At 60.2% G+C, this 15114-nt stretch carries 14 protein-coding genes; 11 read left to right on the top strand and 3 right to left on the bottom strand.

All coding sequences use genetic code 11. The features are described 5' to 3' along the window. Positions 1-73 precede the first annotated feature (73 nt). From NG895_RS00100 to NG895_RS00055, 10 genes are all read left to right on the top strand, one after another. Positions 74-1645, top strand: a complete 1572-nt coding sequence (locus NG895_RS00100) for a glutamate synthase subunit beta (RefSeq protein WP_252850396.1) — start codon at positions 74-76, stop codon at positions 1643-1645. Between the two features lie 239 nt (positions 1646-1884). Continuing rightward, a complete protein-coding gene (locus tag NG895_RS00095; protein ID WP_252850395.1) occupies positions 1885-2097 on the top strand; it encodes a SlyX family protein in 213 nt (70 codons plus the stop codon). A 149-nt stretch (positions 2098-2246) separates the two neighbouring features. Continuing rightward, a complete protein-coding gene (locus tag NG895_RS00090; protein WP_252850394.1) occupies positions 2247-3764 on the top strand; it encodes a thiol-disulfide oxidoreductase DCC family protein in 1518 nt (505 codons plus the stop codon). 224 nt (positions 3765-3988) lie between these two features. Beyond that, complete coding sequence (locus NG895_RS00085; RefSeq protein WP_252850393.1) at positions 3989-4753, top strand: (Fe-S)-binding protein; 765 nt, start codon at positions 3989-3991, stop codon at positions 4751-4753. A gap of 28 nt (positions 4754-4781) precedes the next feature. Then, on the top strand, positions 4782-6173 hold the full coding sequence (locus NG895_RS00080; RefSeq protein ID WP_252850392.1) for a lactate utilization protein B: 1392 nt from the start codon (positions 4782-4784) through the stop codon (positions 6171-6173). A 10-nt stretch (positions 6174-6183) separates the two neighbouring features. Further along, positions 6184-6789 carry a LutC/YkgG family protein gene (locus tag NG895_RS00075; protein ID WP_252850391.1) on the top strand — a complete coding sequence of 202 codons (606 nt, stop codon included), beginning with the start codon at positions 6184-6186 and terminating at the stop codon, positions 6787-6789. 37 nt (positions 6790-6826) lie between these two features. Continuing rightward, the gene (locus tag NG895_RS00070) at positions 6827-7633 is read left to right on the top strand and encodes a DUF1338 domain-containing protein (RefSeq protein WP_252850390.1); all 807 of its coding nucleotides are present in this window, start codon (positions 6827-6829) and stop codon (positions 7631-7633) included. A 157-nt stretch (positions 7634-7790) separates the two neighbouring features. Then, positions 7791-8936: a saccharopine dehydrogenase family protein gene (locus NG895_RS00065; RefSeq protein ID WP_252850389.1), complete on the top strand. Its 1146-nt coding sequence runs from the start codon at positions 7791-7793 to the stop codon at positions 8934-8936. A 301-nt stretch (positions 8937-9237) separates the two neighbouring features. Beyond that, on the top strand, positions 9238-10788 hold the full coding sequence (amaB, locus tag NG895_RS00060; RefSeq protein ID WP_252850388.1) for an L-piperidine-6-carboxylate dehydrogenase: 1551 nt from the start codon (positions 9238-9240) through the stop codon (positions 10786-10788). A gap of 47 nt (positions 10789-10835) precedes the next feature. Further along, complete coding sequence (locus NG895_RS00055; RefSeq protein ID WP_252850387.1) at positions 10836-12218, top strand: DUF2092 domain-containing protein; 1383 nt, start codon at positions 10836-10838, stop codon at positions 12216-12218. A 4-nt stretch (positions 12219-12222) separates the two neighbouring features. On the opposite strand, the gene lpxA is transcribed toward NG895_RS00055, so the two are convergent. Beyond that, a complete protein-coding gene (gene lpxA, locus NG895_RS00050) occupies positions 12223-13080 on the bottom strand; it encodes an acyl-ACP--UDP-N-acetylglucosamine O-acyltransferase (RefSeq protein WP_252850386.1) in 858 nt (285 codons plus the stop codon). Between the two features lie 387 nt (positions 13081-13467). On the opposite strand from lpxA, the gene NG895_RS00045 reads away from it, so the two are divergent. After that, positions 13468-13806, top strand: coding sequence for a tetratricopeptide repeat protein (locus NG895_RS00045; RefSeq protein WP_252850385.1), 339 nt, complete (start codon positions 13468-13470; stop codon positions 13804-13806). A gap of 85 nt (positions 13807-13891) precedes the next feature. Here NG895_RS00045 and NG895_RS00040 read toward each other — a convergent pair whose 3' ends face one another. Next, complete coding sequence (locus tag NG895_RS00040) at positions 13892-14245, bottom strand: DUF3467 domain-containing protein (protein ID WP_252850384.1); 354 nt, start codon at positions 14243-14245, stop codon at positions 13892-13894. 133 nt (positions 14246-14378) lie between these two features. Beyond that, positions 14379-15044: a 16S rRNA (guanine(527)-N(7))-methyltransferase RsmG gene (rsmG, locus tag NG895_RS00035; protein ID WP_252850383.1), complete on the bottom strand. Its 666-nt coding sequence runs from the start codon at positions 15042-15044 to the stop codon at positions 14379-14381. Positions 15045-15114 lie beyond the last annotated feature (70 nt).

Genomic DNA, 15114 nt, shown 5'->3' with positions numbered 1-15114 from the left:
CAGTATCGTACGTCGGCAAGAGCATCCAGCTTATTTCCTCCATCCTCGACCCCTGACCCCCGATCCCTGAACCATGGGTAAGCCAACCGGTTTTAAAGAGTACGAGCGCCAGGCGGTGCCTTATCGTGATCCGCTGGAGCGTGCAAACGACTACTTGGAGATTTTCACGCAGGCGCCGGAGCAGCAGTTGCGCACGCAAGGTGCGCGGTGCATGGACTGTGGTGTACCGTTCTGTCAGTCGAACAGCGGTTGTCCGATCGACAATCTGATCCCCGAGTGGAACGATCTGGTTTACCAGGGTCGATGGCGCGACGCACTGCATCGTCTGCACAAGACCAACAACTTCCCTGAGTTCACCGGTCGGGCGTGCCCTGCGCCGTGTGAGGGGGCGTGCGTCCTGGGTATCAACGAACCGCCCGTCACGATCAAGAACATCGAGAATGCGATCATTGATCGCGGTTTCGAAGAAGGCTGGGTTGTGCCGCAACCGCCGGAGCAGGAAACAGGCAAACGGGTGGCCATTGTCGGCTCCGGCCCAGCCGGATTGACTGCCGCACAGCAACTCCGCCGCCGCGGCCACGCGGTGACGGTCTTCGAGCGGGCCGATCGTATCGGGGGACTGCTGATGTACGGCATTCCGTTTATGAAACTTGGCAAGGACGTCGTCGAGCGACGTATCAACCAACTCCGCGAAGAAGGTGTCGAGTTCCGCACCTGCACGCATGTTGGCAGTCGCACGGAGTTCGAGTCGGGCCACATGACCGGCATCATGAAGGAACGCGGTCTCGAGATTGCGGTCGTGGATCCCAACGAGCTGATGGAAGAGTACGACGCCTTGCTGCTGGCCACCGGAGCCACCAAGCCGTTCGATCCGACGGGGCGCTGCCCTGGCCGCGATCTGGATGGCATCCACCTGGCCATGGACTTCCTGACGCGGAACACCAAAAGCTTGCTTGATTCCGAGCTGAAAGACGGTGCGTTCCTGTCCGCCAAGGGGAAGAACGTCGTCGTCATTGGCGGTGGCGATACGGGCGCCGACTGCATCGGCACTTCGCTGCGTCACGGAGCGACAAGCATCGTGAACTTCGAACTGCTGGCGAAGCCACCAGCGACCCGGGCTCCGAACAATCCTTGGCCCGAGTGGCCTCGTGTCTATCGGGTGGACTACTCGCACGCCGAGGTCGAAGCCCGGACTGGCAGCGATCCGCGAGTGTATCAAGTGCTGACCAAGGAGTTCGTGGGCGAGAATGGTCACATCACCGGCGTGAAGACGGTGGAAGTCGACTGGTCGAAGCCCACCGAGATGGCACCATTTAGCGAAGTGATCGATAGCGAAAAAGTGTGGCCCGCCGATCTGGTGCTGTTGGCCACTGGGTTTGTTGGCCCCGAACTGGAGGTTGGCGAGTTGTTGGGGCTCGAAACCCAGGAACCACGCCGCGGCTGGCTTACGATTCGTGCCGAGCATGGCCAGTTCGCTACCAGTGCCGAAGGCGTGTTCGCCGCTGGCGACTGCCGTCGCGGACAGAGCCTGGTGGTGTGGGCGATCAACGAGGGCCGAGGCGCCGCACGGGCCATCGACGAATTCCTGATGGGCTCGACCACCATGAGTGCTCCGGGGCTGAACCTGCCGCAGCAAACGGTGTGACTTCACCGGTGAACGCCGCATGGGTGTGCCTCGATTCACGACGCGAAAGCTACTCGCAATCACAACCGGTTGCGCACTGCTGGCGGCATTCATCGGATTCTTCACCCAGATAGTAGGCTGGCGAAATGCCGGGCAGCGCGGCATCGCTGTGTTACTAATTGTTATTGCCATGCTGCTGACGGGGTGGTATCGATTGCGCCAGGACAATTAGCCGCTCGGCCGGAATGAAGCACCATTGCATGTCTGACGAACGCCAAACCCGACTCGAAGAATTGCTCGCTCACCAGCAGCATTTAATCGATACGCTCAATACCGAAGCGGTCGAACAACGCAAGGAAATCGACCGGCTCTCGGGGGCTGTCGCGCGGCTCGAGGCGAAACTCAAGTTGCTGGCCCAATTCGTCGAGCGGTCGGGCGAAGATCTGCCCCACGAAAAGCCGCCGCATTATTAGAGCTTACTCGGCTGGTGCTCACCGTCTTTTTCGAAAGTCGAGCGTTCTGGTTCTAAAACTTCGGGGAATCGGCCCTGCGGTTGGACGTACCGATAGCGGAAACTACAATTCATGTACCGCTCGTGTCCTTCCGCTCACTACCCCCGCCTATGCCCTCCTCCCTTACTAGCAATCGACCAGATGGGTCGCTCGCCGCGCTAACTCGGCGGTTATGGCGATTCTTGTTTGCGCCGGGGGCGGCATTAAACCTGGCGGTGCTGCGCGTTGTGGTGTTCACGACATTGCTGTTGGGTCTGCTGAATGAGCCGATTCGCGAGATCGCCAGTTGGCCGCGCGACAACCTCCAGTGGCCCAGCATCGCCGGCGCGGTGCTGCAGCATCTTCCCATTGGTGTCGAGATAACCGACTGGTTACTTCCGGTTGCCATAGCCGCAACGGCGCTCGCGCTCATTGGGCTATTCACACGGACGGCTTCCTGGATCGCCGTGCTGCTATCCTTCTATCTGCTCGGCATTGCGCAATGCTCAGGCGCGGCGAACTACGCCCTGCACCATGTGGTATTGATTGGGACACTGTTGGCATGCAGTCGTGCGGGCGATGCGTTGTCGATCGACTCGCTGTGGCGGGCATTTCGTAACGCCGATCACGGTCGCGTCCAGCGGGTCGCCCACTCGGTTCGCTACGGTCTGCCGATTCGCTTGGCGATGTTGGTGGTGGCAATCACTTACTTTTTTCCCGGGTTCTGGACGGCGGTGAGTGGCGCTGCGAATCTCACAGCCGTGTTGATGATGGCCGTCGTGTGGATGATTGGCTGGCCGTTGGCAGTGTGGTGGAAGCCGACACGGTTGGTGTGGGCCGGCCTGGGACTGCTATTTCACGCCACGACGCGTCTGCTTTCGACGCTCCATGCCCCCACCCTGCTGGCGATGTATGTGATGTTCGTCGATTGGCAGCGGCTGTTCGGCTTGCTGGGCCGGAAGCTGTTTCGTCAGCCGATCACGGTGCTGTACGATGGCAACTGCAAAATGTGTCGCCGCACCATGGGAATGCTCCTTACGTTGGATTGGCTCGAGCAACTTCACCCGGTCAATGCGTTCGATCGCGAGCGTTTCGCCGCGATGGGCTTGGGATACCTGGAAGACGACGCCCTGATGCGGGACATGCATGCCGCGGAACGAACCCCGCAGCGCGAGTGGCACACCACCAAAGGGTTCGACGCCTACCAGCGAATCGCGTGGCGGGTACCGCTGCTATGGCCGACCCTGCTGGTCATTTACCTACCGCCCGTCGCTTCGCTGGGCCGGAAGATTTATCGCCATGTGGCCGACAACCGCGCGTGCAGCGTACCGATTAAGCGCGACGAGGCCCCCACGGCGGCGATCCGCTGGTCGGCCAAGCCGCTGTTGGTGGTAGGCGCGGTAATTCTCGCCGCCCAGGTCATGGTGGGCGCGTCCCGGATGCATCGGTCGTGGCCGGTGGCCTGTTATCCGTTGCTCGACACGACCGACATCTCAGCGGCCGATTGGCCGGAGCGCGATGCCATTCTGGCCGAAGGCGCTATAGTAGGGTGGGGCGATGACGCTCTGCGCAATTATTTCACCGATTCGCGCCACGAATCCAAGGTCCAAGGAGTTCGTGAGAATCAAGGTGAAAAACAACCAGGATAAACCGGAACAGTTGCCCGGATTGGTGCGGTGGCTATTACGTTTTGCCGATACGCGAAGTGCCTGGGCGACTCGCAACCGGACCGGGGAAGAGTGTATATTGCAACTTGCGAATTAACGGACCGAGTGCGGCCCAGCGAGCCCGCCGAGCGACACACTTGCTCGACCAGTGGTGCAAGCGAAGTCGTCGCCGACCCGTTCCACCGCCAGCCTATCATGGACGCAGCGTGAAAGTCGGACTCTTCATTCCTTGCTACATCGACCAGTTCTTCCCCCACGTCGGCATGGCGACCGTGGAGGTGCTGGAGCGCTATGGAGCAACGGTCGACTATCCTACCGGCCAGACTTGTTGTGGTCAGCCCATGGCCAATACCGGTTGCACCGAAGACGCTCGGCCGGTTGCCAAATTGTTTCTCGACGTATTCGAGTCGTACGAGTATGTCGTCGCGCCCAGCGGCAGTTGTGTCGCCATGGTACGCCATCACTTTCACGACCTGCTGCCCGACGACCCGCGGGTGGACAAGGTCGGCAGTCGCACTTTCGAATTGTGCGAGTTCCTGACCGACGTGCTGGAGATCGACTCGATCGAGGGCGAGTTTCCCCATCGGGTTGGTTTGCACAACGCCTGCCATGGCCTGCGCGAACTGCGGTTGGGTAAACCGAGTGAGCAAATGGCCACGCCCTTCAACAAGGTGGAGAAGCTGCTAGCCGGACTCGAGGGTATCGAACTGGTACAGCTCGAGCGTACCGACGAGTGCTGCGGCTTCGGCGGTACGTTCGCCGTGGCCGAGGAGGCGGTGAGTTGCCGCATGGGGCTAGACCGATTGGCCGATCACAAGTCGGCCGGTGCCGAGGTGATTGCCTCGGCGGACATGTCCTGCCTAATGCACCTGGGAGGTCTGGCCCGCCGCAAGAAACTGCCGCTTAAGCTAATGCACGTCGCGGAGATCCTTGCCCAAAGCACAAAGACTCAACCGACGCCTACTCCCTAGTCCCCCGAATCCCGACCACTGCTCCATCATGTCCCACGCTACAGCCGCCGCCGAGTTCATCGCCGACGCCGAGCGAACGAAGTGGCATGACGAAACAATCTTCTTTGTTCGCAAGAAACGCGACCTGGCAGCGGCCAGCGTGCCGGAGTGGGAACTGCTGCGCGAGACGGCCTCGCAGATCAAACGGCACACGTTGTCGCGACTCGACGAGTACCTGGAGCAGTTCGAAGCCAACGCCATACGGCATGGCATCAAGGTGCATTGGGCGCGGAATGGCAAAGAGCACAATGAGATCGTTCTCGGCCTGCTCAAAGAACGTGACGTCAACCTGTTGGTCAAAAGCAAGTCGATGCTTACCGAAGAGTGCGGGCTGAATCCGTTTCTCGAGGCGGCCGGCATCGAGGTCGTGGACACCGACCTGGGCGAGCGGATCGTACAGATGCGGCATGAGCACCCCAGCCACATCGTGTTGCCGGCAATTCATATCAAAAAGCAGGAAGTGGGCCAGTTGTTCCACGACCAACTCGGCACCGAAGCCGGCGCGAGCGACCCCGACTATCTGACTGAAGCGGCGCGAAATCACTTGCGGGACAAACTGATATCGGCCGGCGCCGGGCTGACTGGCGTGAACTTCGGCATTGCCGAGACCGGGGGCATTGTCGTTTGCACCAACGAAGGCAACGCCGACCTGGGTACGGCGCTACCGCCGCTGCACATCGCGTCGATGGGGCTCGAGAAGTTGATTCCCCGGCTCGATCACCTGGGGGTGTTCCTCCGGCTGCTGGCGCGATCGGCTACCGGACAGCCCATCACAGCCTATTCGTCGCACTTTCACACGCCGCGCGAAGGGCAGGAAATGCACATCGTGCTAGTCGACAACGGCCGCAGTGGCATGATGGGCCAAAGCGAATTCAATCGTGCACTGAACTGCATTCGGTGCGGGGCATGCCTGAACACTTGCCCCGTGTATCGCCGCAGCGGCGGCCACAGCTACCACGCCACGGTGGCCGGGCCGATTGGTTCGGTGATCAACCCGGCGCGCGATCCGGAGAAATTCGAGAGCCTGCCATTCGCCTGCAGCTTGTGTGGCTCCTGCACGGAAGTCTGTCCGGTGAAGATTCCGCTGCATCACCAGTTGCTCGCTATGCGACACGAACTTGGTAAACGACACCTGCTGCCAATGGCCAAAACGGTGCCGATGAAGGTGGCCGGCGCAGTGTTGCGCAGGCCGTGGCTTTACCGTACGATGGGCAAGCTGGGGCGAGTCTCGCTGCGGTGGCTGCCCAGGTTTCTCATTTACAATCCCCTGAACGTTTGGGGCCGACAGCGCGATTTGCCTGAGGCCCCGAAAGAGTCGTTCCGTCAGGCGTACAAGAAACGCGCCCCGCAGGCGCGAAGCGATCAAGAAAAGTCGAACTAGAATCTCCCTCATGGCTGCTCGCGAAGACATCTTGAACAGTGTACGAGCCAATCGGGCTGCGAACATGGATCTGCCGTCGATGGAGCAGGTGTGGCAAACGTTCGACGAACCGCTTACCCATTTTCGCCAGATGCTCACCGGCATCGGCGCTTCGAGCGAACTGTTGCCCGACTCTGCGGCGGCCGATGCCTGGCTGGAAGGGCGGAGCGACTACACCCAGTCGGCGTCGACCCTTTCCCTGGTCGAGGGGGTCGGTAAGTCGACGCTGCAACTCGACCAACTCGATACGCCACACGAACTATCGGGGCTGGACTGGGCCGTGCTGCCGGCCGAGTTTGGCGTGGCCGAGAACGGCGCGATTTGGGTGACCGATCATCAGGTATGCCACCGCGCGGTATACTTTCTGTGCGAACACCTGGTGTTGGTTTTGCCAACCAGTCAACTGCTGCACAACATGCATCAGGCGTACCAGCGCATCGCCGGTTGGGGATCGGACGACCGCCCCGCGTTTGGTACTTTTGTCGCCGGACCGAGTAAAACCGCCGATATCGAACAGTCGTTGGTCATTGGCGCCCAGGGGCCCCGGTCGCTGGACGTATTGTTGATAGAATCGTAAGTGTTCCGACCTCCCAATTCTCTATCCCCTATCAAACATGTCACCCGACGAATTCTTTGATGCGCTTTGGAAAGACTACGTGGCCATGGCGCCGCAGGCCGCTCGAATCCGTGAGGAGTTCGAGTCGCGAGGCGAGCAGGTGGTAAACGACCACGTCGCGTTCCGTACGTTAGGTCTCGAGCCGATTGGCATCGAGCGGCTGGAGCCCCACATCCTGGCGCTCGGCTACAAGCAGCTCGAGCCGTACGAGTTTCCGGCCAAGAAGCTGCGGGCGTTCGGCTACGTGAGCGAAGAGCCCAATGCTCCGCGGATTTTTCTTTCGGAGCTCAAGGTTGATGAGCTATCGAGCAAGTCGGCCGCCATCCTGAAGGAATGCGCGGCCTGGGTCGACTCGTCGGAACTCGCCGAGCCCGAGGTGCTGTGGAGTGGCCGGCTGTGGGACCCTATCAGCTGGGACGACTACCAGACACTGGTCGCCGAGAGCGAGTACGCCGCGTGGGTGGCCACGCTCGGCTTGCGGCCCAACCACTTTACGATCAGCGTGAACAACTTGCAGAAAACCACAGAGGTGGAAGGGGTGCTGCAAGTCGTCGAGTCGCTTGGTCTGGCGGTGAACGATTCGGGTGGCCGTGTGAAAGGCTCGCCCGAGCAACTATTGGAACAGGGGTCGACCATGGCCGACAAGATGGAAGTGGAGTTTGCGGACGACCAGACGCACGAAGTTCCCACCTGTTACTACGAGTTCGCCAAGCGATATCCAGACAAGGACGGCAATCTATTCCAGGGCTTCGTCGCCACTAGCGCTGACAAGATCTTTGAGTCGACGGATACAAAGAAATCGTAACGGCCGCAAAGTTCCCTGCTCAAGTTTCCTAGATCCATTGGTCTAATTATATTGGACCTGGAAACTTGAGCGTGGGTTCATTCTTGCTCCGCTATTTGATTCACCAGTTCGACTATCTCCCTACCACTTCGGCTGTTCCTCTACAAGGATGTTCCCCATGGCCAAACAAACCAATATTGGAATTCTCGGCGCCGGCAAGATCGGCCGGGCGATCGCTCGTTTGCTGCAACATGCAGGCGACTATCAAGTTCGCGTAGGCGACGTGTCGGACGAGGCGCTCAATCTGCTAGTGAGCCAGACGCCGGTCGACACCCAAGTGCTCGACGTAGCCAGCGCCGAAGAAGTGGGCAAGTTTCTCGATGGACTCGACGCGGTGGTATCCGCCTGTTCATTCGACGTGAACGAGGGAATCGCCCGTGCGGCCCACGCGGCAGGTGTCAGCTACTTCGACCTCACGGAAGATGTCGCAACCACGGCGGCCATTCGGGCTATCGGCGAAGAGGCCAAGCCGGGGCAAATTTTCATGCCGCAGTGCGGATTGGCTCCGGGCTTTATAGGCATCCTGGCGTACGACTTGTGCAAGCACTTCGAACAGTTGGACCGGGTAAAAATGCGTGTGGGCGCATTGCCGCTTTATCCCGACAACATGCTGAAGTACAACCTCACCTGGTCGACCGATGGCTTGATCAACGAGTACTGCAACCCGTGCGAGGCCATTCGCGAGGGCAAGCGTGTCTCGCTGCAACCGCTGGAGGGACTCGAGCAATTCGCGCTGGACGGAGTCGACTACGAGGCCTTCAATACCTCCGGCGGCTTGGGCACCTTGTGCGAGACGCTCGAGGGCCAGGTCAACGAACTCGACTACAAAACGGTCCGCTACGTCGGTCATCGCTACCTGATGAGCTTCCTGCTCTCCGGCTTGCGGTTCCACGATCAGCGACCGCTGCTGAAAAAGCTGCTCGAACAAGCCGTGCCGTGCACCAATCAGGACGTGGTGCTGGTATTCAGCACGGTGACCGGTTGGGTCGATGGCGAGTACCAGCAGGTGGCCGACGCTCGGAAGATCTACCACAGCGACATCCACGGCCTGTCCGCCAGTAGCATTCAGATCACCACGGCGACGAGCTTGTGTGCAGTGGTCGACCTGTGGCGCGACGGCAAGCTTCCCGAACGCGGCTTCGTGCGACAGGAGGACGTAAAACTGGCGGACTTCCTCGCCAACCGCTTCGGTACTCCCTATGCCCAGGCCACGCACGTGCGGGCGCCCATCGCCAGCGATACCCGGCCTGAGTTGCAGCCTTAGCAAGAGTGAATCGCCGAAACTGAATGACCACCCGATGAATTGGCGTTTCGTGCAATTCGTGCATGGGGCGCGGGAGATTTGGAAATGGGTCCAAATCTCTTCCAGGCTGCTTGCACTTTAGAAACTGCCCCCAATCTACTGTGGAAAAGGTGGGCCGATTTGTTCTAATAGGGTATTGCTGCCCGCCTGCCCTGCCCCTTCCTCCCTGCTTGCGTCGTATCGTTGCCGTTATCAACTGGCATTTCGCATTGCAGAAGTCCATGTTTCATCACACCGACGTCGTGCCTCCGAAGGACCGATCATGAAGCTGCCCGAGCACATTCTTCCCCCTACCGATGGCGATCACTACTCCGGCTTTTGGGGCATCGACCCATTGCCGCGTGGTGCGAGTGGTGAACTGCTGGAACCATGTTCGCCGATCGATGGCAAGCCGACCTGCCCCATTCGCGCGGCGGCTCCTTCGCAAGTTGCCGAAGCGGTGCACGCCGCCGAACACGCATTTCGCCAGTGGCGGATGGTGCCGCCGCCGCGTCGTGGTGAATTTGTTCGTGAAATTGGCGACCTGGTACGGGAGAACAAGAAGGAACTCGCCAAGCTGATCACGCTCGAGGCAGGCAAAATTCCTGCCGAAGCCGAAGGCGAGATTCAGGAATGGGTCGACGTTTGCGAGTTCGCGGTGGGACTGTCGCGACAGTTGCATGGCCTGACCATCGCCACCGAGCGGCCCGAGCATTGTCTGATCGAGAACTGGCACCCCTTAGGACCAGTGGGTGTGATCTCGGCGTTCAACTTTCCCGCTGCTGTGTGGGCGTGGAACGCCATGATTGGTCTAGTGTGTGGCGACCCCATCATTTGGAAGCCCTCGGAGCAAACCCCACTAACGGCGCTGGCCTGCAACCAGATTGTCGCGCTGGCCGCTGCCCGCTTTGGTGGCGAGGCCCCCGCAGGGCTGTCGACCCTGGTCATCGGCAAGGCCGACGTGGGTTCGGCCCTGGCGGCCGATCCGCGGGTGCCGCTGGTCTCGGCGACTGGTTCGGTACCGATGGGACGCGCCGTGGCCCAGGTAGTCGCCTCACGACTCGGTCGCAGCCTGCTGGAACTTGGCGGCAACAACGGTATGATTGTCACCCCGTCGGCCGACCTCGACATCGCCGTGCGAGCGATCACCTTCGCGGCCGTGGGAACCTGCGGCCAGCGTTGCACCAGTTTGCGTCGGCTGTTCGTGCACAAGGACATCTCCGGACAGCTCATCGAACGACTCAAGACTATTTACTCGTCGCTTCCGATTGGCGATCCACGGGAATCCTCCACGCTGGTGGGTCCGCTAGTCAACGAACGGGCGTTCGACACGATGCAGGCCAGTCTGGCGGCCGCGCACGACCAGGGGGGAACCCTGATTTGTGGTGGCGACCGCGTGACCGAAGGGGTGCCCGCGGGCGGAGTGTACGTCGAGCCGGCATTGGTTCGTCTGCCGGTGCAAACGCCGGTGATGCACGAAGAGACCTTTGCGCCGCTGACCTACATCGTGGAGTACGAGAACTTCGACGACGCCATCGAGATGCACAACGCGGTGCCGCAAGGATTGTCGTCGGCCATCTTCACGAACGATGTTCGCCAAGCCCATCAGTTCATTGGCCCGGCCGGTTCCGATTGTGGTCTGGTCGGTGTAAACATCGGCACCAGCGGCGCCGAAATCGGTGGCGCGTTTGGTGGCGAGAAAGACACCGGCGGCGGCCGCGAAAGTGGCTCGGACAGTTGGAGGCAGTACATGCGACGAGCCACCTGCACCATCAACTATGGTTCGGAGTTGCCGCTGGCGCAAGGCATCAAGTTCGGCGACGACCTGGGCTAGTCCAGGTCGCGATCAGTCATCATTTTCTGTTACGCGAGGAGAGGCAGATGGTATCGAAAGCACACTTCCTGGCAGGCGTGCTGGCCTTGGTGGCCTGCTCGTCCAGCGCACGTGCGGCAGACGAAGCGAACGATCCGGATGCAATCTTGCGAGCAGCTACCGACCTGGTGAAAAACGCCAAGTCGTTTACCGCCGAGATGGACCTGGAAGTGAAGGTTGGCTTGCCCGGTTTGGAACACGGCAAATCGGCCCACTACGAAGTGGCCGCCGAACGTCCCAATCGGTTCCTGATTCTTCGCACCGACGGCGACCTGGGAGGAACCGTGGCCTCGGATGGCGAGAAGATGGTTCAGTACATGTCCGAGCTTCGGCAATACACCGAGGGCGAGGCGCCCAAATCGCTCGACGAGTTCAGCACCAGCGTGCAAGGGATGATGCTGGTCGATGGCGGCATGGGGGGATTCATGATGGCGCTGCTGTCCGACGACCCGATGGAGCGACTCACCGGCCAGGTCACGTCGAGCGAGTACATCGGCATCGAGACCTTTGAAGGTTCAGAGTGTCACCACTTGAAATTCATCGCCAAAGAGTGGGACTACGACATCTGGGTCACCACCGGAGACCAGCCGATCATTCGCCGCATCCTTCCCGACGTATCGAAGCAACTGGGCGAAGAGGAAAAAGAGCTTGGCTACACCGTGCAAATTTCGTTTCGGACGAAGAACTGGGAGTTCGATCCACAACTGGCGGAAGAGACCTTTGCCTTTACCCCACCCGCCAGTGCCGAATTGGTGGAGAGCTTCACCCCTAACATGCCGGGTCCGGTGGAGCCGCCCGTCGTCACGGTCAACCCGCTGATCGGTCAGCCAGCGCCCACGTTTGCCTTGGTGAAGCTCGACGGCGACGAAGCGTTTTCGCTGAAAGATGCCATCGGCAAACAGGTAATCGTGCTCGATTTCTGGGCCACCTGGTGCCCGCCGTGCGTGGCGGGACTGCCCCAACTGGCCGAGGTGGCAGCCGACTTTAAGGGCAAGCCCGTGGGCGTGTACGCCGTGAACTTGCAGGAAGACGTCGAGACGATTCAGAAGTTTCTGAAGGACCGCGAAATCGAAATCAATGTGCTCCGCGACCCCGAAGCCTCGGTGGCGGAGAAGTACGATGTCTCGGGCATTCCGCAAACGGTCCTCATCGGTCTGGATGGGCGGGTGCACGTGGTGCACGTTGGTTTGCCCAACGACCTGAAAGGCGAACTGACCGAGTCGATCAACGCACTGCTCAACCGAGAGGACCTGGCCGCTAAGGAGCTCGCCAAGCAGGATCGCCCGCAGACAGAGCCAACGGAACAAGATTCTGAGGCGGAACCCGCTAGCGACGAACCAGCTAACGACGAAAAATCAGCGGCCGACGAGCAACCAGCCGAGACTCCATAGAGCCTCAGCCTGCTTGCTTGACTGGTTCGATCACTACGGCATCTTCCGAAGCCGGATCTTCGCGGACCAGGCGGAACGACTTCGGCGGATCGCGACGTTCGCGGATGTACCCGCGAGTGGCGGCCCGCAGGAACGGGGCGTACTCGGCGGCCGGTCCTTCCTGAAACTGCTCGTCGAGTGTTTCGAGCAGGTCGTTGAAGGCGAGCCCGGTGCGGAAGATCAATTGATAGGCGTCTTTGATCTCGCTCCGTTGTTGCGGGCTCACACCAGCGCGACGCAAGCCGACGCGGTTGAGTCCCACAATGCGATTGGTTTCGCCGTCCACCATCACAAAGGGTGGTACGTCCTGGTCCAGCCGAGCCAGACCACCGACCATGGCGACGCGGCCAATGTGGCAGTGCTGATGCACCGCTGCGCCACCGCCCAGGTAAGCCCGATCGCCGACGATCACGTGGCCACCTAGCAGGGAATTGTTGGTCAGGACGACATTGTTACCGACAATGCAGTCGTGCGCCACATGCGAACCGACCATCAGCAGGCATTCATTGCCAATCGTGGTGGCCGTGTCGGTGACGAAGGCTCGGTGAATAGTGACATTCTCTCGAATGATGTTACGAGAACCTATCACGACGCGGCCGGGGTGCTCAGGCTGTTGCAGGTGTTGTGGCAGGCCGCCGACCACGGCGCCTTCGCCCACAATGTTTCCTTCGCCCAACGTGGTTCCACGCTTAATGCTGGAGCGAGCAAGGATTTGGCAGCCGTCGCCAATCTCTACGTCGTCTTCCACCACGGCGAAAGGTCCGATCGTTACGTCGGCTCCCAGTTTGGCACTCGGGCTGACTTCGGCAAGCGGGTGGATCATCACAGGTGGGCCCCCTCGATGGTGCGGCCGCGGACGCGCAGCGGTTGCGCGGGTGGCCTAGTGCAGGTTGCTGTTGCGAGTGCTGGCAGTTGCGGGACTGTCGGCCGCTCGCCGAGGTCATCCGGTGATGGTGCCTCTCATGCGTTGGTTATCGGTTTCGCCAATCGTACCCCCTTAACGGAAGGTATCGATTTTGCCTATTCGAGCAGTTGGCCCCGGCAAAACACTGTGCCTGGGTAGTTCGTGGCGGGGAGGAGTGCTAGCATAAAGAGCACCAACTAACAGCATTGTCGGCAAACCGACGTCGTTGCCCGACTTGCCGATGGGGCCCGATCCAACCAGAATTGGTGACGAGCCGTTTTCATCCTTTTGCCCTCCCGATCTGCCATGCCCACTGCACTTGAACTGTATAACGAAGCGGAACAACTGAAAGCCGAGGACAAGCTGGAGGAGGTGGTTGCGAAGCTCGAGCAGGCACTGGAGATCGATCCCGCCTACTCACTGGCACATTCCTCGCTGGCGGTTACGCTGCAGAAGATGGGCAAGCACGACGAAGCAATCGCCCACGCCCAGAAGACTTGCGAATTGGAGCCTGACGATCCGTTCAGCTTCGCGGCCATGAGCGTTACCTACCAGCGGGCCTACGCTGGCACCGGTGACACGCAATACATCGCCATGGCCGAAGAAGCCATGGAGAAGAGCCGCATTCTGCAGTCGCAGCGGTAAGCGAAAAAGCCAACCGCAGGCCCACAAAAAAGGCCCAGCCGATTCTGATTCAGAACCGGCTGGGCTCTTGTTTTACAGGGCTCTCTTAGCTCTGCGTCTTGGTCACGACGCGTTTCTGCACGTCGGTCTCCAGCACGCCGAAGGCTTGCTCGTGCCGCTGCACCGACAGGTGCAACGCCTGCAGCATCCGCTTGGCAGTGAAGTAGTTGGTGACGATGCGCTGCTTCACTTCCACCGGCTCGGTGGGCACGCCATACGGTTGCGAGTTCAGGCCGAAGTCGAGGATCAATTCTTCGGGCGTGCCCGTCACGCGGCAGAAATTAGCGTAGGTGCAAATGGCGTTCTTGTCGCTCACTTCCACGCGGGCACGTTGTTGAGTTTGAGCTTCGCCGCCTTCGGCTGGTTTGGTCTCTTCTGGTGTAGTTGGCTTGTCGGCCATGGTATGTTGTCTCCGGATTGAACAGAAAAAGATCTCACCAATGGCAGACCGTTGGCAAGCCGTCGGTCGCCTGCGTATTTGCGCAATACCGTGAGTGTAGTGGACTCTTTGCCCACCGACTAGCGGTGCGAGGTCATTGGGAGTCGCGTTGAGTGATGCGAAGCAGCACGCTTTCGCCAACCAGTGGACTTTCGTACGAAGCGACGCGTCGCAAGTCCAGATCTTTCAGCAAACCGTGGTGTCTCGCCTCGCCCCGTTCTTCTACCCAGGCTTTCCCTTTTATCAAGAGTAGTTGGTCGAACGCTTCCCAATGCGGCTCCAGCCATGTGAGCAGTTTCTTCAACGACGCCACACCTCGGGCGATCAAGGTGCCCTGGGTGGTGATTTCGAGTACCTGCTCGGCACGTGCTGGATAAACAGTGACGGGCAGGCCCAGCGATTGGACCATATCTTCCAGAACTTTCGCTTTCTTGCCCACCGAGTCGCACACCGACACGGTGAGGTCGGGCCTCAAAATGGCCAGTGGCAAGCCAGGCACGCCGCCGCCAGAGCCGATGTCGAGTACACGGTCGCCCTTGTCCAGGTGTTCGGACAACCGGACCGTGTCCAGCAGATCGCGCCCCGCGAACTTTTGCAGCGTGGTGTGCCTCGTAAGGTTGATGTTCTCGTTCCATTGCCACAACAATTGACGATAGGCGTCCAGCCCGGCAATATGTTCGGCGGGAATTTCCAGTCCGGCCCACGTCACGGCGTCGGCGAGGGAATCAAAGTCTTCGGTTGTGGGGGCTGGTTCGCTCATGCGTTTCACTTTCCCATGTTCCCAGGTCGCTGACAACGGTCCCTGGCACATCGATAGTTACCCACCATTT

It is taken from the genome of Aeoliella straminimaris (assembly GCF_024054565.1).
Taxonomy (GTDB): domain Bacteria; phylum Planctomycetota; class Planctomycetia; order Pirellulales; family Lacipirellulaceae; genus Aeoliella; species Aeoliella straminimaris.
The sequence above is the reverse complement of the archived record's forward strand: the minus strand, read 5'-3'. Positions and strand labels throughout refer to the sequence as shown.